The sequence below is a fragment of the Lysobacter sp. GQ73 genome, from assembly GCF_059758755.1.
In genome coordinates, this window is record NZ_JCAXEE010000004.1 from 436,060 (window position 1) to 456,896 (window position 20,837).

The 20,837-nt window shown below is 67.9% G+C and carries 18 protein-coding genes; 4 read left to right on the forward strand and 14 right to left on the reverse strand.

What is annotated here, in order from left to right:
* Positions 1–100: 100 nt before the first annotated feature.
* Both cysD and cysN read left to right on the forward strand, forming a co-directional pair.
* Positions 101–1,057 carry a sulfate adenylyltransferase subunit CysD gene (gene cysD, locus AC6CH2_RS14465; RefSeq protein ID WP_498269823.1) on the forward strand — a complete coding sequence of 319 codons (957 nt, stop codon included), beginning with the start codon at positions 101–103 and terminating at the stop codon, positions 1,055–1,057.
* Positions 1,057–3,126 (forward strand): sulfate adenylyltransferase subunit CysN, encoded by a 2,070-nt coding sequence (cysN, locus tag AC6CH2_RS14470; protein ID WP_498269824.1) that lies wholly within the window; start codon positions 1,057–1,059, stop codon positions 3,124–3,126. The genes cysD and cysN overlap by 1 nt, the downstream gene beginning before the upstream one ends.
* A 79-nt stretch (positions 3,127–3,205) precedes the next feature.
* Here the strand turns inward: cysN and AC6CH2_RS14475 are convergent, their stop codons facing one another.
* A complete protein-coding gene (locus AC6CH2_RS14475) occupies positions 3,206–3,451 on the reverse strand; it encodes a GlsB/YeaQ/YmgE family stress response membrane protein (RefSeq protein WP_435396443.1) in 246 nt (81 codons plus the stop codon).
* 580 nt (positions 3,452–4,031) lie between these two features.
* Positions 4,032–5,525, reverse strand: a complete 1,494-nt coding sequence (locus AC6CH2_RS14480; RefSeq protein ID WP_498269825.1) for a M20 family metallopeptidase — start codon at positions 5,523–5,525, stop codon at positions 4,032–4,034.
* 220 nt (positions 5,526–5,745) lie between these two features.
* Between AC6CH2_RS14480 and AC6CH2_RS14485 the strand changes: the two genes are divergently transcribed.
* Both AC6CH2_RS14485 and AC6CH2_RS14490 read left to right on the forward strand, forming a co-directional pair.
* Positions 5,746–6,084, forward strand: a complete 339-nt coding sequence (locus AC6CH2_RS14485; RefSeq protein WP_435396445.1) for a ComEA family DNA-binding protein — start codon at positions 5,746–5,748, stop codon at positions 6,082–6,084.
* A gap of 554 nt (positions 6,085–6,638) precedes the next feature.
* Entirely contained in the window at positions 6,639–7,262 is a 624-nt protein-coding gene (locus tag AC6CH2_RS14490) for a HutD/Ves family protein (protein WP_498269826.1), read from the forward strand.
* Between the two features lie 143 nt (positions 7,263–7,405).
* Here the strand turns inward: AC6CH2_RS14490 and AC6CH2_RS14495 are convergent, their stop codons facing one another.
* From AC6CH2_RS14495 to sufC, 12 genes are all read right to left on the reverse strand, one after another.
* On the reverse strand, positions 7,406–9,058 hold the full coding sequence (locus AC6CH2_RS14495) for a sulfite reductase subunit alpha (RefSeq protein WP_498269827.1): 1,653 nt from the start codon (positions 9,056–9,058) through the stop codon (positions 7,406–7,408).
* Positions 9,055–9,969: an FAD:protein FMN transferase gene (locus tag AC6CH2_RS14500; RefSeq protein ID WP_498269931.1), complete on the reverse strand. Its 915-nt coding sequence runs from the start codon at positions 9,967–9,969 to the stop codon at positions 9,055–9,057. Before AC6CH2_RS14500 ends, AC6CH2_RS14495 begins: the two co-directional genes overlap by 4 nt.
* A 98-nt stretch (positions 9,970–10,067) precedes the next feature.
* Positions 10,068–10,877, reverse strand: coding sequence for a DUF4198 domain-containing protein (locus tag AC6CH2_RS14505; RefSeq protein ID WP_498269828.1), 810 nt, complete (start codon positions 10,875–10,877; stop codon positions 10,068–10,070).
* Between the two features lie 118 nt (positions 10,878–10,995).
* The gene (locus AC6CH2_RS14510; RefSeq protein ID WP_498269829.1) at positions 10,996–11,511 is read right to left on the reverse strand and encodes a DUF2271 domain-containing protein; all 516 of its coding nucleotides are present in this window, start codon (positions 11,509–11,511) and stop codon (positions 10,996–10,998) included.
* Positions 11,512–11,557: 46 nt separating this feature from the next.
* Positions 11,558–12,169 carry a PepSY-associated TM helix domain-containing protein gene (locus tag AC6CH2_RS14515; RefSeq protein ID WP_498269932.1) on the reverse strand — a complete coding sequence of 204 codons (612 nt, stop codon included), beginning with the start codon at positions 12,167–12,169 and terminating at the stop codon, positions 11,558–11,560.
* A gap of 152 nt (positions 12,170–12,321) precedes the next feature.
* Complete coding sequence (locus AC6CH2_RS14520) at positions 12,322–13,008, reverse strand: Fe2+-dependent dioxygenase (protein WP_498269830.1); 687 nt, start codon at positions 13,006–13,008, stop codon at positions 12,322–12,324.
* Positions 13,009–13,100: 92 nt separating this feature from the next.
* On the reverse strand, positions 13,101–15,398 hold the full coding sequence (locus AC6CH2_RS14525) for a TonB-dependent receptor (protein WP_498269831.1): 2,298 nt from the start codon (positions 15,396–15,398) through the stop codon (positions 13,101–13,103).
* Between the two features lie 677 nt (positions 15,399–16,075).
* Entirely contained in the window at positions 16,076–16,399 is a 324-nt protein-coding gene (locus AC6CH2_RS14530) for a Rieske (2Fe-2S) protein (protein WP_435396452.1), read from the reverse strand.
* Between the two features lie 197 nt (positions 16,400–16,596).
* Positions 16,597–17,142, reverse strand: coding sequence for a GNAT family N-acetyltransferase (locus tag AC6CH2_RS14535; protein WP_498269832.1), 546 nt, complete (start codon positions 17,140–17,142; stop codon positions 16,597–16,599).
* Positions 17,139–18,377 carry a cysteine desulfurase gene (locus tag AC6CH2_RS14540; RefSeq protein WP_498269833.1) on the reverse strand — a complete coding sequence of 413 codons (1,239 nt, stop codon included), beginning with the start codon at positions 18,375–18,377 and terminating at the stop codon, positions 17,139–17,141. Before AC6CH2_RS14540 ends, AC6CH2_RS14535 begins: the two co-directional genes overlap by 4 nt.
* Before the next feature lie 263 nt (positions 18,378–18,640).
* A complete protein-coding gene (sufD, locus tag AC6CH2_RS14545) occupies positions 18,641–19,936 on the reverse strand; it encodes a Fe-S cluster assembly protein SufD (RefSeq protein WP_498269834.1) in 1,296 nt (431 codons plus the stop codon).
* A gap of 90 nt (positions 19,937–20,026) precedes the next feature.
* On the reverse strand, positions 20,027–20,791 hold the full coding sequence (gene sufC / locus AC6CH2_RS14550; RefSeq protein WP_435396456.1) for a Fe-S cluster assembly ATPase SufC: 765 nt from the start codon (positions 20,789–20,791) through the stop codon (positions 20,027–20,029).
* Between the last annotated feature and the right edge of the window lie 46 nt (positions 20,792–20,837).

The window sequence follows — 20,837 nt, forward strand, 5'->3', positions numbered from 1 at the left end:
GCCTGCTTTCCGCCGTGCGCGGCCGCAGCGACCGGTACCCTGGGCGGCGAGCGTCGCCCGTTCGCCACCTCCGCTCCGCCGCCTTGATGAGTCCGCCCGCATGAGTGCGTCACCCGACCTGAGCCCGCCGCTGTCCGCTCCGCCGCCGCTGCCCGCGCAGGCGTTGAGTCATCTGGACCGGCTCGAGGCCGAAAGCATCCACATCCTGCGCGAGGTCGCCGCCGAGTTCCGCAACCCGGTGATGCTGTACTCGGTCGGCAAGGACAGCTCGGTGCTGCTGCACCTGTTGCTCAAGGCCTTCTATCCGGCGCGCCCGCCGATTCCTTTGCTGCATGTCGATACCGGCTGGAAGTTCGCGGAGATGATCGCCTTCCGCGACCGCCGCGCCGCCGAGACCGGCGTCGACCTGCGCGTGCACATCAATCCCGACGGCCTGGCCCAGGGCATCGGCCCGGTCAGCCACGGCGCCAGCGTCCACACCGACGTGATGAAGACCCAGGGCCTCAAGCAGGCGCTGGACTGGAACAAGTTCGATGCCGCCATCGGCGGTGCGCGCCGCGACGAAGAGAAGTCGCGCGCCAAGGAACGCATCTTCTCGTTCCGCAATCCGCAGCACCGCTGGGACCCGAAGAACCAGCGCCCGGAGCTGTGGTCGCTGTTCAACACCCGCATCCATGCCGGCGAGAGCGTGCGGGTGTTTCCGATCTCCAACTGGACCGAGCTCGACGTGTGGCTGTACATCTACCGCGAGAAGATCCCGGTGCCGTCGCTGTATTTCGCCGCCGAACGCCCGGTGGTGGAACGCGACGGCAGCCTGATCCTGGTCGACGACGAGCGCCTGCCGCTGCGCGACGGCGAAATGCCGCAGACCCGCAAGGTGCGCTTCCGCACGCTCGGCTGCTACCCGCTGACCGGCGCGATCGAATCCGAGGCCGACACGCTCGAGGCGATCATCGCCGAGATGCTGGTCGCGACCACCTCCGAGCGCCAGGGCCGGGTGATCGATCACGACCCGTCGGCGTCGATGGAACGCAAGAAACAAGAGGGCTACTTCTGATGAAACCGGGATTCGCGAGTCGGGAGCCGGGGCCGGAGCAGACCGAGTTGGAGCAGACCGAATTGGAACAGACCGAATTGGAACAGACCGAAATGGAGCCTGCCGAACGCGGCAACGCGGAAGCGATCGAGACATCAGGAAGGGTGGTGACATTCGCGAGTCCCGAGTCCCGAGTCCCGAGTCCCGCCACCGCCACCGCCACCGCCACCGCCAGCATCGCCGGCTACCTGCAGCAGCACGAGCACAAGAGCCTGCTGCGCTTCATCACCTGCGGCAGCGTCGACGACGGCAAGAGCACCCTCATCGGTCGCCTGCTGCACGACACCCGCCTGCTGTTCGACGACCAACTGGCCGCGCTCGACGCCGACAGCCGTCGCCACGGCACCCAGAACGGCGAGATCGATTTCGCCCTGCTCGTCGACGGGCTGGCCGCCGAGCGCGAGCAAGGCATCACCATCGACGTCGCCTACCGGTTCTTCGGCACCGAGAAGCGCAAGTTCATCGTCGCCGACTGCCCGGGCCACGAGCAGTACACCCGCAACATGGCGACCGGCGCCTCGACCGCCGCCCTGGCGGTGGTGCTGGTCGATGCGCGCAAGGGCTTGCTGACGCAGACTCGCCGGCACAGCTACATCGTGTCCTTGCTCGGGATTCGCCATGTGTTGCTGGCGGTCAACAAGATGGACCTGGTCGACTTCGATCAGGCCGTGTTCGAACGCATCGTCGGCGAATACCGAGAGCTCGCCGCGCAGCTCGGCATCGAACATGTCGCCGCGGTGCCGTTGTCGGCCCTGCACGGCCACAACCTCACCGAACGTTCGCCGCTGACGCCGTGGTACCACGGCCCGAGCGTGCTCGAGCATCTGGAATCGGTAGATACCGAACGCAGCGCGGCCGAACTCGGCTTTCGCTTGCCGGTGCAATGGGTCAACCGCCCGAACCAGGATTTTCGCGGCTTCGCCGGCACCATCTCCGCGGGCACGGTGCGGCCCGGCGACGAGGTCGTCGCCTTGCCCTCGGGCCGCCGTTCGCGGGTGCAGCGCATCGTCACCGCCGACGGCGACCTCGATGTCGCCGGCGCCGGACAGGCGGTCACCGTGACTCTCGCCGACGAACTCGACGTCAGCCGTGGAGACGTCATCGCCAATGCCGCGCGGCCGGCGCAGGTGGCCGACCAGTTCGCCGTGCACCTGCTGTGGATGGACGCGCAGCCGCTGCTGCCGGGCCGCTCGTACTGGTTGAAGATCGGCGCGCGCACGGTCAGCGCCAGCGTCACCGAGATCAAGCACAAGGTCGACGTCAACAGCCAGGCCCAGCTCGCCGCCAAGCACCTCGAACTCAACGAGGTCGCCTACTGCAACCTGAGCCTGGACCAGCCGATCGCGTTCGAGGCTTATCTCGACAACCGCGAGCTCGGCAGCTTCATCCTGATCGACCGCCAAACCCACGCTACGATCGCCGCCGGCACCCTCGATTTCGCCCTGCGCCGCGCCGGCAACCTCCATTGGCAGCCGGTCGACGTCGACAAGGCCGCGCGCGCGCGCAGCAAGCACCAGAAGCCGCGATGTGTGTGGTTCACCGGCCTGTCGGGCTCGGGCAAGTCGACCATCGCCAACCTGGTCGACAAGCAACTGCACGCGCTCGGCCACCACAGCTTCGTGCTCGACGGCGACAACGTGCGGCACGGCCTCAACAAGGACCTGGGCTTCACCGACGAGGACCGGGTCGAGAACATCCGCCGCGTCGCCGAAGTCGCCAAGCTGATGACCGACGCCGGGTTGATCGTGCTGGTCAGCTTCATCTCGCCCTTCCGCGCCGAGCGCCGACTTGCGCGCGAGTTGTTCGAGGACGGCGAATTCGTCGAAGTGTTCGTCGACACCCCGCTGGCCGAGGCCGAGCGCCGCGACGTCAAGGGCCTGTACGCGAAGGCGCGCGCCGGCAAGATCCCGAACTTCACCGGCATCGACTCGCCGTACGAGGCGCCCGAAGCGGCCGAGCTGCGGCTGGAGACCCTGGAAGACGACGCGCAAGTCCTGGCGCAACGGGTGATCGATTACTTGCGCGATTGAGATCGTCCGCGGCGACAAGCGAACACCCCGGCCCGAGCCAGGGTGTTTTGTTCTCAGCCGCGTAAATGCCGCCGCCGCTTCACGGTTTGGCTGTCTTGCGCCGGATCATCTCGTACAGGAACAGCAGCACGATCGCGCAGATGATCGAGACGATCAGGCCGATCAGCCCGCCGCCGGCGTACAACAGGCTGCCGATGTAGGCGCCGGCGATGCCGAGCAGGATGGTGAGAATCCAGCCCATCGGATCCGCGCCGGGCTTGAAGAAGCGCGCTAGAACGCCGATGACCGCGCCGATGATGATCGTGGAAATAATGCCGCCTAGCATGGGCTTGCCCTCCTGGGGACGGTGGGTGACGCGGCTGGAGCATGTGGCGGCCAGCGTCGCTGCGGCGTGAGGGCGGGGCGTGCGGATTCGAAGCCAGCGACCTCCACCGCATCAGCCATTCGCAGCAAGCTCCCGAGGACGCCGCACCGTGCGATAACGCGCTCGCGGCTCGCGCCGCTCCCACGGTGGCCGCGTCGCATCGTGCCTTTGTAGGAGCGGCGTAAGCCGCGACCGGGATGCGCAGAAACTCCGCTGCTGCGTTTCGACCGAAGCGAACAAACCGCCATCGCATCGTCATGCGCAGCCCCCCCGGCAAACGCCGCACGGTGCGACCACACGGTCGCGGCTCGCGCCGCTCCTACCCAGGAGCAGCGCCGGCAAAGGGCAGCAGCGGCGCAAGCCGCGACCGGGACGCAGAACCTTTCGCTTAAACGCCATCGACCGGAGCCACGAACGCCAACCTTCGTTCGCCGGCGGTGGCACGGCCGTCGCCTTCTGCGAACCACATCCAAGCGATTCGTCCCCAAAACAGAAACGGGCCCGAAGGCCCGTTTCTTTCATCATCCACTAATCGCAAGGCTCAGCAGCAACCGTGCCCGCCGTGGCGATCGCCGCTGTCGGCGGCCACCGCCGCGCCGGTGGTCTCTCCGCGCTGACCGGCCAGGTGATGCTCGGCGACCACGCGGGCGACGCAGGCGGTCACCCGCTTGCCCATCGGGATGTGCAGGAACTCGTTCGGGCCGTGCGCGTTGGAATGCGGGCCGAGCACGCCGGTGATCATGAACTGCGCGCCGGGGAACTTCTCGCCGAGCATGCCCATGAACGGAATCGAGCCGCCTTCGCCCATGTACACCGCCGGCTGGCCGAAGAACTCGCGGCTCGAGGCGTCGATCGCGTTCGACAGCCACGACGACATCGCCGGCGCGTTCCAGCCGCTCGACGATTTCTCCAGTTCCAGGGTCACCTGCGCACCGTTCGGCGGATCGCGCAGCAGCACCTCCTTGAGCAGCTCGCCGGCGCGCTTGCCGTCGAGGGTCGGCGGCAGGCGCAGCGACAGCTTCACCGAGGTATGCGGACGCAGCACGTTGCCGGCCGAGGCCAGCGCCGGCATGCCGTCGACGCCGGTCACCGACAGGGCCGGGCGCCAGGTGCGGTTGAGCACCAGCTCGGCCAGGTCGTCGGCCATCGGCTTCATGCCGGGCAGGAACGGGAACTTGTCGTAGACCGCGGTGCCGAGCACCTTGGCGGCCTGGCGCGCCTGCTCCAGGCGTTCCTCCGGCACGTCCACGTACAGGCCCTCGATCAGGATCTTGCCGTTGCTCTCGTCTTCCAGGCGCGACAGCAACTGGCGCAGCAGGCGGAAGCTCGACGGCACCACGCCCGACGCGTCGCCCGAATGCACGCCTTCGCTGAGCACCTTGACGGTGAAGTTGCCGCCGGCCAGGCCGCGCAGCGAGGTCGTGCACCACAGCTGGTCGTAGTTGCCGCAGCCCGAGTCCAGGCAGACCACCAGCGAGGGCTTGCCGATGCGGTCGGCGAGGTGATCGACGTAGGCGGGCAGGTCGTAGCTGCCGGACTCTTCGCAGGCCTCGATCAGGATCACGCAGCGCGCATGCGGCTGCTGCTGTTCCTGCAGGGCCAGGATCGCCGCCAGCGAACCGAAGATGGCGTAGCCGTCGTCGGCGCCGCCGCGGCCGTAGAGCTTGTCGCCCTTGATCACCGGCTTCCACGGGCCCAGGTCGTCGTCCCAGCCGGTCATTTCCGGCTGCTTGTCGAGATGGCCGTAGAGCAGCACGCAATCTTCGTCGCTGCCCCCATGGGCGGCCGGAATATCGATGAAGATCAACGGCGTGCGGCCTTCCAGGCGCACCACCTCGACCTGCATGCCCGGGATCGACTGGGCGCGGGCCCAGGTTTCCATGAGCCTGACGGCATCGTCCATGTAGCCGTGCTGGACCCAGTCGGCGTCGAACATCGGCGACTTGTTGGGGATGCGGATGTATTCGACCAGTTGCGGGACGATTTCGTCGTCCCACTTCTCGCTGACGTAGCGATCGACCTTGCTGGCGTCCATTGACGGACCTCTTGGAGCGGGGAAGGGGGCATTTTACGCCTCCCGGGCCGTGTAGGACTTTTCCTACCCTGCGCTGCGGCATCCCCCGGCTTCGCACGGGCCCCTGCGGCGATAACCTGTGCCGGTCGAGACATGGAGACTGTCTCCACCGGCGGACACAAGGACTCAAGGACGTAAGGCCGCCGGCCAGGAACGGAATCCACTCTCAGGAGCTTTAACCATGAAATCGTTTGCCCTCATCGCAAAGTCGCTGGTTCTGTCGCTGATGCTCGCCGGCAGTGCCTTCGCCTCGGAAAAGGTCAACATCAACAGTGCAGACGCGGCCACCTTGGACCGCGTGCTGCTCAACATCGGGGCTTCCAAGGCCGAAGCCATCGTCGCTTACCGCAAGGCCAACGGGGCCTTCCGCAGCGTCGAGCAGCTGGCCCTGGTCAAGGGAATCGGCCTGAAGACGGTCGAAAAGAATCGGGATCGCATCGTGGTGGGCGGGGCCGCTCAGGTCCGTCCGACCAACACCGCCGGAGCCATCGCGGCCCCGCGCGCTGCCAGCAAGCGCTGAACAAGTCTGCCGATGCCGTAAGGACGCGGGGTCGGCAGCTAATCGGGCAAGGAGGCCCGAAAGGATTCGGGGGGAGGTCCCTGGACACGGAAGTACGTTGCCCCGCCCCAGAGGGATCTGCGGCGGGGCACACCCTTGTTCGGGATTCGGGGTTCGGGGTTCGGGACTCGGGACTCGGGACTCGGGACTCGGGACTCGCGCCGGGCTCCTGGCTCTGCCTTTGCTTTGAGGGTAGGAGCGGCGCAAGCCGCGACCGCCATCGATCAGCTCCGGCCAATTCCCCAGCAACCCGCGCGCGCCCCTGTAGGAGCGGCGTAAGCCGCGACCGCCATCTGTCGGCCCAGCTAATCCCCTGGCACCCGCGCTCGCTCCCGAACCACAGGGATCCTTGCGCCATAGCCGCATCCCGACTGTCGATGCCGAACCACCGCGCGGCCAGGCCTCGCCGGCTTCGCCTAACGCCTTTGGCCGCCATCCTCCGCTTCCAGCCCCCCGCTTGGGCCCACCCCGGCCCAACCACTAGACTGCGCCTTCGTTCAGCCGCAGCCACGCCCATGCCCGACCGCCTGACCTGGTCCATCCCCGCCAACGAGTACCGCCGCGAACGCTGGCGCAACCAATTCGGCTGGACCCGCGAAATCGTGCGCATGAGCCGCCAGAACGAGGCCGGTCTGGATCGCCCGATTCCCGGCGAGGACTGGGACTGGCGCCTGTCGATCGCCGAGATCGAGCGCGACGCGCCGTTCTCGGCCTTCCCCGGGATCGACCGCGAGCTGGTCCTGCTCAGCGGCAACGGCCTGCGCCTGCGTTTCGACGACGGCGAGGTTCACGAACTGCTGCCGCCGCACGACAAGCTGCGTTTCGCCGGCGAACGCGCGGTGCAGGGCGAACTGCTCGATGGTCCGACCCACGACTTCAACCTGATGTGGCGCCGCGACCGGGTCCGCGCCGAGCTTTGGCACCGGCCCCTGGTCGGGCCGATGGTGATCTTCGCCGAGCCGGGCCAGACCTGGGCCGTGCACCTGCTGGCCGGCCAGGCGCGGTTCGCCGACGACTCCGGCCTGCCGCCTCTCCAAGCCGGCGACACCGCCATTCTCGCCGCCGGCAGTACCCGCCTGCGCAACGTGCTCGAAGGCGGCGGCGAAGTGCTGCTGGTGCGGGTCGCTCCGCTCGACTGAGTGCGCTTGGCGCGGCTCCCAAGACCTGTCGTCCGACCAGAGCCGTCATCCCCGAACCGCCCTCCCCGCGCAGGCGGGGATCCAATGACCTCGGCGACCGTTCCACGGCGCGATCCGCGCGCGTGTCCACGCGCCGGCGGCGCTCAATACACGTCGCGCCGATAGCGGCCATCCGCCGCCATGGTCTCCAGCGCGTCCACGCCGACCGCTTCGTGCAGCACCGCTTCGACGCCCGGGGCCATGCCCTCGAGGCTGCCGCAGACGTAGACCGCGGCGCCTTGCGCGATCCAGTCGCGCACCGCGTCCAGGTGCGCGCGCAACACATCCTGCACGTAGGTCCGCGTTGCGCCGTCGCGCGAGAACGCATAGTCGACGCGTTCGATCGCGCCGGCGGCCTGCCAGGCGTCGAGTTCGTCGCGGTAATGCAGGTCGCAGGCGGCGTTGCGTTCGCCGAACAGCAGCCAGTTGCGGGTATGCCCGGCGGCGATCCGGGTCTTGAGCAATGCGCGCAGGCCGGCCAGGCCGGTGCCGTTGCCGATCAGCAGCAGCGGGCGCGCGTCGCTCGGTGCGTGGAAGGAGGGGTTGCTGCGGATGCGCAGGTCGATCGCCGCGCCTAACGCGGCATGATGGGTCAGCCAGCCGCTGCCGTATCCGTAGCGGCCGTCTTCGTGGCGCATCTGCCGGACCAGGAGTTGCAGCGAGCCGTCCGAAGGCACCGAGGCGATCGAATATTCGCGGTGCGACAGCAGCTTGAGCGCATCAGCGATGGCCTGGGCGCTTTGTCCCCGCACCGCGTCGGGGCCGGGCAAGCGCGAACGCGCCAACAATGCCGACAACGGCTCCTGCACGTCCTCGTGCCGCACTGTTTCGGCGCCATCGAGGCCGAGCGTCGCCAACCACTGCGCGACGTCGGCCGCGCTGTTGCGCGGGCCGATCTCGGCGATATCGCCGGCGCGCCAATCGAGCGCGGCGCCGTCGGCCGGCATCAGGCCGAGTCGGAATACCGGGCCGCCGACGCTGCCCGGGTTCGATAGCAGGCGTTCGCGCAGGCGCCAGGGACGGTACTCGGGTGCGCTCCAATCGGGCAGGTCGGTGCGGCCGGCGAGCAGACCGAGGTGATGCTGCCAATGGCGCAAGGCGCCGGGGTCGCTGTTGTCGACTTCGACCAGGTCGAACAACGGTTGGGCGCCGGAATGGCGCAGCCAGTGATCGAGGCGATGGCCGAACGCGCAGTACTCGGCGTACTCGCGGTCGCCGAGGGCGAGCACGCCGTAGCGCGTCGCCGCGAGTTCGCCGGCCTGCGCCATCGTCCGGCGGACGAAGCCTGCGGCGCTGTCGGGCGCATCGCCTTCGCCGGTGGTGCTGACGATGAACAACGCCCGCCGATACTGCGCGAGCTGCGCGGCATCGAGGCTGCCGAGCACCGCGAGGTCGGCACGCAGCCCGGCACTGCGCAAGGCGTCGTAACTGCGGCGCGCGAGCTGTTCGGCGAAACCGGTCTGGCTGGCGAAGGCGACCAGCGAGTCTCCGCGTTGTTGCGCGGAGATCGCCGGCAAGGCCTGCGTGCGTGCGCGCTGTGCGCGCGAAACCGCGATGGCGGCGACGAAGCCGGCATACAACGCGGCGACCGCGCCCGCCGCCCACAGCCGGCCGCGGCCCGGGAAGCTCCAGCGCAGTGGTTCGGCCTGCCATTGCGACAAGCCCAGCGCAAGCGCGACCAACGCCAGCACGACCAGCAGATTGCCCAGGACGCCGAGGTCGAAACGCCGGCGCGGTGCGGGCGACACGTCGCTCATTGGCGGCGCTGCCGGGCGACGAACGCCGGCGTGGTGCGGGTGACGAAGCCGTCGCCCTGGCGCAGCACGAACAGCGCCGCCAGGCCGTGCCGGTTCGCATAGGCCATGCCGGCGTGCGCGCCGAGCACGGTCAGGGCGGTGGCGAGCGCGTCGGCCTGCATGCATTGCGGATGCAGCACGGTGACCGACGCCAACGGATGCGCGATCGGCCGGCCGCTGCGCGGGTCGAGAGTATGCGAGTAGCGCAGGCCGTCGGCGTCGAAATAGCGGCGATAGTCGCCGGAGGTCGCGATGGCCAGGCCGTCGAGCGCGATGACCGCGGCGGCTTCGTCGTCGCCGCCGCCGGGTCGTTCGACCGCGACGCGCCACGGCGTCGCATCGGGTTTGCATCCGTGCCCGCGCAGTTCGCCGCCGACTTCGATCAGGCAATCGGCGATGTCCTGTTCGAACAGATAATCGGCGACGCGATCGACGCCGTAGCCCTTGGCGATCGAGGACAGGTCGACATGGGCGCCGCCGGGTTGTTCCATGCGTCGCGTGGCGGCGTCGAAACGCAGCCGGCGCCAGCCCACCCGCGCCTGCGCGTTCGCCAGCGCGACGGGGTCGGGAGCGGCCTCGCGTGCGCCCGCAGAGCCAAACCCCCACAGGTCGACCAGCGGGCCGATGCTCGGGTCGTAGGCGCCGTCGGTATCGGCGGCCAGCGCGAGCGCGGCCGCCATCACTTCGGAAAATTCGGCCGGCAGCGTGTGCACGCTGCCGGCCGCTGAGCGGTTGTAACGGCTGATGTCGGAGCCGGCTTCCCAGGTGCTCATCTGGGCGACGACCTCGTCGAGCCGCGCCTGGATGCCGCGCTCCAACATCGACAGAGCGCTGGCGCGGGCGATCAACTTGACCGACCAGCGCGTGCCCATGGTGAGGCCGTCGAGCGTATGCAGCGACGCGGCTTCGCACGCGTCCCATGCGCCCGACCACGTCCAACTCACCTGCGGCGTCGACCCCGGCATCGGTTTTACTGCGGCAGCACTTCGAACACGGCAACGTAGCTCAGGCGACGCTGCTTGGCTTCCGGCAGCGTGGTCTTGGCGTCTTCGCTGGCGGTTTCCAGCCAGTACATGCCGGCCTGCGGCCACTTGACCTCGAACTTGCCGTCGTTGCCGGTGGTGAGGTTGATTTCGTTCTGCTGGTCGCGATAACGGGTCGAGCCCGGCACGATCTCGACCTTGAGGCCGGCCGCCGGCTTGCCGTCGACGAGCAACTGGAACGTAGCGGTTTCGCCGGCGAACAGGTCGTTCGGATGGGTCACCGGCACCAGCTCGATGCCCTTGCCGGTGGTCTTGAACACGGTCGTGCTCGGCTTGCCGACGGTGGCGAAGGTCTCGACACGGCCGAGGCTCTCGGACGCGTTGACCTCGGTGGCGCCGGCCGGGATGCCGCTCTTGAACTCGCTGGCCTTGCCGCGCCAGCGTTTGGCTTCGCCGCCGAGCTTGTAGCTGGCGAACATGCCTTCGTTGTTCATCGCGATCTTGTAGGTGCCTTCCTGCGACAGCTCGACGTCGAACACGCTGCGCAGCTTGCCGGTCGAACCGTTCTGCGGTTGCACGCTGCCGCCGTCGGGCGCGGTGATCTGCAGGCGCTCCAAAGGCAGGGGCACGTGGTTGAAATAGAACAGGTCGTTGGAGACCGCGGCATCGACGGTCAGCCACGAGCCCTTGTCCGAGAACACGGTCTGCGAGGGCTGCAGCCAGGCCTTGTGCGCCTGGGCGGGGCCGGCGAGCGCGAAGGTGGCGACGACGACAGCGGCGAGAAGTTTGAGGTTCATGTGCTTGAGTCCGGGATGGGTGATTCGGGATTCGGGATTCGCAAAAGCGGGTGAGGCTGGATTCGCGTCCGGGGCCGGGATTTCGCGACTGCGAATCCCGAATTCCCAGTCCCGAATATCAAGGCTTCACCACCACCTTCACCTTGCCGAGTTCGGTCTTGCCCTGCGCCGACAGGTTCTGCGCCTTGGCCGGCCACTCGAACGGGATGCTCAGCATTTCGCGGCCGCCGACTTCGCGCGCGGCTTCCACGACCAGGGTGTAGCGGCCCGGCGTCAGCCCGGCGAGGGCTTTGCTGTTGCCCTTGAACGACACCGCATGCTGGCCGACCGGACGGGTCGCGCCGCTGACGCCGTCGACCGGCATGGTCAGCGTGCGGCCGGTGCGGCGCCACCATTGGCGCATGTCCTTGAGCCACTTGGTGCCTTCGCCGTTCTTCATGTCCAGGTCGTACCAGACCGCGAGATTGCTGGCGACGGTGTTGTCGGCCTTCTCGATCCAGGCGGCGACGTAAGGGCGGTGGTACTCGGCGGCGTTGATGCGCGGGATCTCGATGCTGAGTTCGAGATCGGCCGCGAGCGCCGGCATCGGCAGCACCATCGCCGGGATCAGCACTTTGAAAGACGACAGCTTCATGGATCGCTCCTGGGTTTCTAAAGCGTGGAATGCGTAAGCGAACGAATCAGTGCATGAACAGGATGATCAGCAGCAGCGGCACCGCCAGGCCCGCCGCGACCAGCGGCCAGGTCTTGCCCCGCTGGCGCGCGTGCAATTGCAGCAGCCACAGGCCGGTCGAGGCGAACAGCAGGCAGGCCACCGCGAACAGGTCGATGAACCAGCGCCAGGCCGCGCCGGTGTTGCGGCCCTTGTGCAGGTCGTTGAGCCAGGCGATCCAGCCGCGGTCGGTGCGTTCGTACTCGATCGCGCCGCTCGCGCGGTCGATGCTGAGCCAGGCATCGCCGCCGGGGCGCGGTAGCGAAACGTAGACATCGGCATCGGACCACTCGCCCTTGCGCCCGGCCGTGCGCACATCCAACGCGTCGGCGAGCCAGTCGTTGACAGCGCCGGGCAAGGGCGCGTCGGCGGCATGCTCGCGCTTGAGGCCGCGCAGCAGGCTCGCCGGCAAGGTTTCCTTGACGTTGACCACGACCGGCTCGGACTCGATCTGGGCGGCGTGATTGAGAGTGATGCCGGTGACCGAGAACAGCAGCAGTGCGACCAGGCTCACCGCGGCGCTGATCCAGTGCCAGCGGTGCAGGGTCTTGAGCCAATAGGAGCGGCGATTCGGATCGATCGTGCCCGAAGCGGCCTTGAACGGTTCGCCCTTGAACGGTTCGCCCTTGATCGGTTCGCCTTTGATCGGGCCGGCTTTGATCGGGCCGGCTTTGATCGGGCCGGCTTTGATCGAGCCGGTCTCGATCGCGCGATCGTCGCCGCCGGCCACGCTCACGTCTGGCTCCAGCGCCGCAGCAGATTGTGATAAACGCCGGTCAACTGAACCAGCGCGGGATGATCGGGCACGTCGGCGGTCAGGCGCCGGATCGACACGTCCAGCTCGAACATCAGCCGCCGCTGCGCGTCTTCGGCGAGCAGGCTCTGGATCCAGAAGAACGAGGCGAGACGTTCGCCGCGGGTGACCGGGGTGACCTTGTGCAGGCTGGTGCCCGGATACAGCACCAGGTCGCCGGCCGCCAACTTCACCTGGTGGGTGCCGTAGGTGTCTTCGATGACCAGTTCGCCGCCGTCGTATTCCTCTGGCGCGCTCAGGAACAAGGTGGCCGACAGGTCGGTGCGCACCGCGTCCATGCCGCCGCGGCTGCGGTCGTAGCGGATCGCGTTGTCGACGTGGAAGCCGAACGACTGGCCGCCGGCGTAGCGGTTGAACAGCGGCGGATACACCCGCTGCGGCAGCGCCGCGGAAAAGAAGGTCGGGTTGCGCGACAGGGCGTCGAGGATGAGCGGGCCGAGCTCGCGCGCGACCGGATCGTTCTCGGGCAGTTGCGCGTTGTCCTTGGCCTTGGCCGACTGATGGCCCGCGGTGATCCGGCCGTCGCTCCAGCCGGCCTGGGCCAGGCGTTCGCGGCAATGGCCGACCTGTTCGGCGGTGAGCACCTTGGGCACGTGCAGCAGCATGGGTTTCCTCAATGCGGCCGCCCGGTGGACCCGGGCGGCGCGCCTGGACTGTGGAAGTCCGATTAGAACGTGAACTCGAGGTTCGGTACCACTCAGAAGGCGAAGTTGGCGCTCAGCACCACCTGGCGTCCGTCGCCCGGGGTGGCCCAACCGTTGTTGCGGATGCGGGTGAAGTACTCCTCGTCCGTGAGGTTGTTGATGTTGAGCTGCAGCGAGGCCTGGCGGTTGATCTTGTAATTGACCATCGCGCGGTGGGTCCAGTAGCTGCCGTAGGTCGTCAGCGGGCCGTTGAGGTTGGTCGCGCTGTGCTGGGTCAGCCAGATCTTGCCCTGGAAGGTCGCGCCGTAACCGACCTGCCAACGCGGGCTGATGTCGTAGGTGGTCCACAGGCTGAAAGCGTGCTCCGGCACCTGGGTCAGGCGGTCGCCGCGGGTGTAGTCCAGGCCCAGGCCGGCCTGGCGGTCGGACACGCCCTGCAGCACTTCGCTGTCGAGGAAGGCGTAGTTGGCGTAGACCGCCCACTGGTCGCTGATCAGGCCGGACAGGCCGAGCATCACGCCGTCGACGCGCGCGCTGCCGTCGAGTTGCTGCAGGCCGGACAGGTTGGCCGGGTTGTCGAGGTCGGCGACCTTGTAGTTCTCGCGCTCGTTGCGGAACACCGAGCCGGTCAGAGCGAGGCGGCCGTCGAGGAAGTCCCACTTGGTGCCGAGCTCATAATTGACCGCGGTTTCCGGGTCGACCGAGCAGGTCTGCGCGGTGCACGAGCCGTTGACCGAGGCCTTCGACGGAGTCTTCGAATTGCCGTAGGCGATGTAGATGCTGCCGTTCTCGACCGGCTTGTAGACCAGGCCGGCCCGGTAGGAGAACAGATCGTCGTTGCTCTTGAACGGCACGCCGTAGCCGGTGACGGTGCCGATCGGCAGGGCCGGCAGCGGCTGGTTCGCCGCAGTCGGGGCCTGCACCACCACCGCATTGATGGTCTCGCCTTCGTTACGCTCATAGCGCGCGCCCAGGCTCAGCTGCCACTGCTCGTTGAACTTGAGCGTGTCGAACACGTAGATGGCGCGGTTGTCGAGCTCGCCTTCACTGCGGCCAGTCAGGGTGCGGTTGACCGGGCCGCGGTAGATGTGGTCCGGACGCGCGATGTTCATCTGCGGCAGGCCCGACAGGTACGGGTTGGTGCCGTTGGGGTTGCGGAAATCGCTGGTGACGTCGAGGTCGAATTCTTCGTGCAGCACCGAGAAGCCGGCGACCAGGTTGTGCTCGATCGCGCCGGTGTTGAAGCTCACCGTCAGGTCGGTCTGGTTGTACAGCGTGGTGTTGCGGGTGTCGCGGCCGTAACCGCGCGGGCCGCTCGGGCTGTAGTTGCCGGGACGGGTGCTGCCGCAGCTGGCGCCGAGCGGGGTCAGGTTGTTGGCCAGGCACCAGGTGCCCTGGACCGCGTCGACCAGCGAGAACTGATCGGCCTGCTGCCAGCGGGTCAGGTTGCGGAGCTTAAAAGTGTCGTTGAAGGCGTGGTCGACGATCGAGGTGACCGAATCGACCTGCACGTCCTGGCGGTCGATGTTGCTGTAACCGTAGTAGTTGCCGCGGTCGACGCCCGGCAGCCCGTCGCCGTTGAAGAACGGCAGGCCGTATTGCGGGGTGTTGTCGTCTTCCTGATGCAGATAGTTCAAGGTCCAGCTGGTGTCGCCGCCGAGGCCGAAGGCGAGCGAGGCGGCCACGCCCCAACGTTCGTTCTGCTCGATGTCGCGGCCAGGCACGTCGTTCTGGTGGGCCATCGCGTTCAGGCGCAGCGCCGAGCCTTCGCCGAGGACGAAGTTGCTGTCGGTGGTGACGCGGGTGTAGCTGTCGGTGCCAGCGGCGATCGACGCCTTGTGGAACTCGTTGAGGCTGGCGTTCTTGCTGACCAGGTTGACCGTGCCGCCGACCGAGCCGGCGCCGGAGTAGACCGAGTTGGCGCCGTTGACGACTTCGACCGCTTCCAGGTTGAACGGATCGGTGCGGCTGTAGAGGCCGCTGTCGCGCACCCCGTCGACGGTGATGTCGGTGCTGGCGTCGAAGCCGCGCAGGTTGATCTTGTCGCCGAAACCGCCGCCGCCTTCGCCGGCGCCGAAGGTGATGCCGGGCAGGGTGCTGAGGATGTCGGTCAGCGACAGCAGGTTCTGGCCGTCGATGGTGGTGCGGTCGATCACGCTGATCGTCTGCGGGGTGTCGCGCAGGTTGGCGGTGTACTTGCCGCTGCTGGCCTTCTGCACGCGATGGCCGTGGACCGCGACGCCGTCGAGGTCCTTGGCCTGGGGTTCGGGCGCCGGTGCGGCGAGCACGGGCAGGCTGAGGGCGAGGGCAAGTGCACCGGCGAGCGGCGACACGACGAACTTCGTGGTCATGGGGGATCTCTGGATTGCGGATAGACGGCGCGGGGCCGCGTCAGTCCGCGATCTTAATGAGATGGATTCTCATTTGCAACGAATTGTGAACAATTCGAGGGTCTTGTAACCGTTTCCGGTGTAAATGCGTGCGCAAACCGGGCGCAGGCGGGGCGCAGGGGGCCACGATACAAGCGCTGGCATCGGTGCTTCAAAGAGTAGGAGCGGCGCAAGCCGCGACCGTGAAGCACCGGACTCGCGTAACAACCTCTTGTAGGAGCGGCGTAAGCCGCGACCCAAAGCCCCGAACTCGCGCAGTAGCCCGTCGCTCGACCGTCGCCCCCTTTGAGAAAGGGGCGAGCGCCGGAGACAGGCATGAAGCCCGATGCGGTTTCGGCGCGGGGGATCTGCTCTTGGGTTCAAGGAGAAGCGAAAAGCAAATCCCCCCAAGCCCCCCTTTTTCAAAGGGGGGAAGAGCAACCGCAGTGCAATGGGAAAAACGCTGCGGCGGGATCGGCGCGACTTGTCGCCCCCTTTTGCAAAGGGGGCGAGCGCCTGGTGCAGGCACGAAGTCCAATGCGGTTTCGGCGCGGGGGATTTGCTCTTGCCCGCGTGGAGAAGAAGCGAAAGGAAAATCCCCAGCCCCCTTTTCCAAAGGGGGAACAGCTACGGCGACAACGATCGAAACGAGGCGGCGCTTACTCGCGGTCGTCGCGAGTCCAGACCCCGCCGTCCTCGACCTTGACCGGGAACTTCGCCACCGGCTCGTAGGCCGGCGCGCACAGGGGGCGGCCGTCGCGCACGTCGAAACGGGCGCCGTGCAGGACGCATTCGATCGTGGCTTCCTCGCCGTCGAAGGCGCCCGCGGACAGTTCGAAGTCCTCGTGCGAGCATCGGTCTTCGAGGGCGTAGAAATCGCCGTCGTAGTTGCAGACGAAGATCGCGGTGTCGCCGTCCCAGGCGACGGTCGACTCGCCGGGCAGCAATTGCGAGGTGGCGCAGACGAAAACCCAGTCGCCCATGGCGTGCTTCCTGAAGAGCTGGCAGTGCGGTGCCGTGCATTGTAGAAGCCGGCGCGGCGGGTGTGCGCGGCGCGCTCCCGGCCATGCCGAGGAATACGACCGGCCCGAGGGACGCAGGCCGGATCGTAAGCGACTAAGCGGGGGCGGAGGCGGCGCTCTGACCCGCCCCTCTCAACCCAGGCCTCAGGCCTCGGAGATCAGAACGTTTTCTCCAGCACCTCGAAGCGCAGGTCGTCGCGCTTGGGCAGGCCGAAGCGCTCGTCGCCGTAGGGGAAGGGCTTGTAGTGGCCGGTGCGGACATAGCCGCGGCGTTCGTAGAAGGCGATCAGCTCGTCCCGGATGTCGATCACGGTCATACGCATGGCCGGCTGATTCCAGTCTTCGCGCACGATGCGCTCGGCCTCGTCGATCACGCGCTTGCCGATGCCGCCGCCCTGCAGGCTCGGTTTGACCGAGAACATGCCGAAATAGCCGGCGCCGTCCTCGACCGCGATGTGCGCGCAGGCGAGCAGTTCGGGCGTGGCGCCGGCGCCGTTGCGTTCGGCGATCAGGATCACGCTCTGCGGGCGGTCGAGGCAGGCCTTGATGTCGTCGGCGCCGGTGCGGCGGCCGTCGAGGAAGTCGGCTTCGGTGGTCCATCCGGCGCGGCTGGAATCGCCGCGATAGGCCGATTCGACCAGAGCGACGAGGGCATTGGTGTCGGCCGGGGTGGCGGCGCGGAAGCTCAGGGAGTCGTGGGTCATGCGAGCAGTTTGCGGACTTTGTTCAGGGCGGCCACGAACGCGTCGATCTCGTCGTGGGTGTTGTAGAACGCGAGCGAGGCGCGGCAGGTCGCCGGCACGCCGAAGTGTTGCATGAGCGGGTGGGCGCAGTGGTGGCCGGAGCGGATCGCCACGCCTTCCAGGTCGAGCAGGGTCGCCAGGTCGTGCGCATGCGCGCCTTCGACCAGGAAGCTGATCACCGCCGCCTTCTCCTGCGCCTGGCCGAAGATGCGCAGGCCCGGCACCTGGGCCAGGGCGTCGGTGGCGTAAGCCAGCAACGCCTGCTCGCGCGCGTCGACATGGGCCATGCCAAGCGCCGACAGATAGTCGACCGCCGCGCCGAGCCCGACGAAGCCGGCGATGTTCGGGGTGCCGGCCTCGAACTTGCGCGGGCCCTCGGCGAACACCGTGCCTTCGAAACGCACTTCCTTGATCATCTCGCCGCCCCCGATGAAGGGCGGCATCGCATCGAGGTGCTCGCGGCGCGCCCACAGCGCGCCGGTGCCGGTCGGGCCGCTCATCTTGTGGCCGGTGATCGCGTAGAAGTCGCAACCGACCGCAGCGATGTCGAGCGGCCGGTGCGGCGCCGCCTGCGAGCCGTCGACCAGGGTGGCGATGCCGCGCTTGCGCGCTTCGCGGCAGATCTCGCGCACCGGGTTGACGGTGCCGAGCACGTTGGAGACGTGGGTCAGCGCGAGCAGCTTCGCCTCGGGCGTCAGCAACGAGTACAACTGATCCAGGTCGAGCTGGCCGCGTTCGTCGATCTCGGCGACCTTGATGGTCGCGCCGGTGCGCTGGGCGACCAATTGCCAGGGCACGATGTTGGCGTGGTGCTCCATGCGGGTAAGCACGATCGCATCGCCGGGACGCAGCCGCGGCAGCGCCCAGGAGTAAGCGACCAGGTTGATCGCGAAGGTCGTGCCGCTGCACAGCACCAGCTCGTCGACGCGCACGTTGAAGAAGCGCGCGAGTTTGGCGCGCGCGCCCTCGTAGGCCTCGGTGGCCTCGCTGCCGAGCGCGTGCACGGCGCGGCTGACGTTGGCGTTGTGGTGGCGATAGAAATCGTCGACCGCCTCGATGACCGCGCCCGGCTTCTGGCCGGTGTTGGCCGAATCGAAATAGATCAGCGGCTTGCCGTGGACCTCGCGGGTCAGCACCGGAAAGTCGGTGCGGACGGCGGTCCAGTCGGGAGCGGCGGGGAGTTGGGCGACGGTCATCGGGCAGGTCCGGGGAGGGCGGCGACGAGTAGAGAGAAGCGAGTAGATCGGGACGAGTAGACAGGAACGAGTGGATAGGAACGAATAGACGGGAACGAGAAACGAGTAAGAGCACGCGGGAACTCGTTACTCGTTCCACTTAACTCGTTCCTCACCCAACTCCTAGCTTCAAACGGCAGAGCCAGCAACGAGTAAAGAGGAACGATAAACGGGTGAGGCCGCGTTGGAACTCGTTCCTCGTTGCTACGCGCTCGTTACTCGCCTTAAACGATCTGCAAGCGCTCCAGGGCGAGGTTCACGCGCACTTCCAGGATCGCGCGCACGTCTTCGTCCTCGATCACCGACAAGGTCTCGCGGCAGAACGCGGCGGTCAGCAGCGCCCGCGCCTGTTCGGCCGGCAAGCCGCGCGAGCGCAGGTAGAACATCGCCTGGCTGTCGAGCTGGCCGACGGTGGCGCCGTGCGCGGCCTGGACTTCGTCGGCATGGATCTCGAGCACCGGCTGGGTGTCGATCTCGGCGCCTTCGTTGAGCAGCAGGTTTTTGTTCGACAGTGCGGCATTGCTGCCGTCGGCGCCCTCGCGGATCAGGATGCCGCCGTGGAAGGCGGTGCGCGAGCGGCCGGCGCCGAGCCCGCGCCAGGTCAGCTCGCACTGGCTGTCGCGGCCGACGTGGTCGATGCCCAGACGCGTATCCAGATGACGGCGACCGGTCGCGAGCAACACACCGTTGGCGTGCACCTGCGCGGCTTCGCCATGCAGCGCGGCATTGAGCTCGTGGCGCGACAGCGCCGCGCCGAGTTCGAGATCGATGCGGCGGTAGCGCGCGGCGCGGGCGAGCACGGCGTCGGTACGCGCGAGCACGGTCGCGCCGGTGGCTTCGTCCTGCACGCGCGCATGCGACAGCGAGGCGTTCGGCGCCAGATGCACGTGGGTCAGGCTGTTCGACAGGTGGGTATGGCTGTCGGCGGCGAGCTGGTGCTCGACCAGAGTCAGCGAGGCGCCTTCGCGCAACTCGACCAGATGACGCAGGTGCCAGGCGCGGTCGCCGGCGACCGGGCTGCCGACGAACACGAAATGGATCGCGCCTTCGACCCGCACGCCGGCGTCGACGCGCAGCACCGCGCCCTCGTCGGCCAGGGCGGCGTTGAGGCGGGCGAAGACCTCGTCGCTGCGCTCGAAGCGGCGGGCGAGGAAGTTGGCCTCGCGGGCGTCGTCGATCGCCAGCACCTGCGACAGGGGCTGCAGCGACACGCCCTGCGGCAGGCCGCTGAGATCGCTGTGCGCGGCGGCGTAACGGCCGTTATGGAAGACGATGCGCGGAGCCGGGATGCCGGCGATGGCCGAGGCATCGAAGCTGCCGGGAACGAGGTCGGCGGCGGCGAACGCGCGCCGGTCGAGCGCGCGCAGCGGGGTGTACTTCCAGGCCTCGGTGCGCGGGCCGGGCAGGCCGTCGCGCAGCACCGCGTCCAGCGCGGCGCGGCGGGTCGGGCCCAGTCCGGCGGCTTCGCGCGCCGGCAACTGGTCGAACGAGGCGGCGAATCCTTCGAGTAGCAGGCTCATGTCAGTGTCCTCGCGCAGGCGCGGCGCAGCGGACGCCCATCCGGGCCCGGGACTGCGTATGCAAGTCGATGGCGGCGCGGCGGGGCTGGGTCACGCGGCGTTCTCCGGTGCGACGCGGTCCTTGAGCCATTCGTAGCCGTGCGCTTCCAGTTCCAGGGCCAGCTCCGGGCCGCCGCTCTCGACGATGCGGCCTTCGGCGAGCACGTGCACGACGTCGGGCTTGATGTAGTCGAGCAGGCGCTGATAGTGGGTGATGACCAGGAAAGCGCGGTCGGGCGAACGCAGCGCGTTGACGCCGTCGGCGACCGCCTTGAGCGCGTCGATGTCGAGGCCCGAGTCGGTCTCGTCGAGGATCGCCAACTTGGGTTCGAGCAGGGCGAGCTGGAAGATCTCGTTGCGCTTCTTCTCGCCGCCGCTGAAGCCTTCGTTGACGCCGCGGTGCAGCAGCTCGTCCTTCAGGTGCAGCACGGCGAGCTTCTCGCGCACCAGCTTGAGGAACTGCATCGAGTCGAGCTCGGCCTCGCCGCGCGCCTTGCGCTGGGCGTTGAGCGCGGCGCGCAGGAAGTAGGTGTTGTTGACGCCGGCGATCTCGACCGGGTACTGGAACGCCAGGAACACGCCGGCGGCGGCGCGTTCTTCCGGCTCCAGTTCGAGCAGGTTGCGGCCCTCGAATTCGACCGTGCCCTCGCTGACTTCATAGCCTTCGCGGCCGGCCAGGACATTGCCGAGGGTCGACTTGCCGGCGCCGTTCGGGCCCATGATCGCGTGCACCTGGCCCGGCTGCAGGTCCAGGGTGAGGCCCTTGAGGATGTCCTTGCCGGCGACGCGGACGTGGAGGTTTTCGATCTTCAACATGGCGGTGTCCAGAAAACTTGAGTGGCGCGGCGGCGCCGGTATCGGG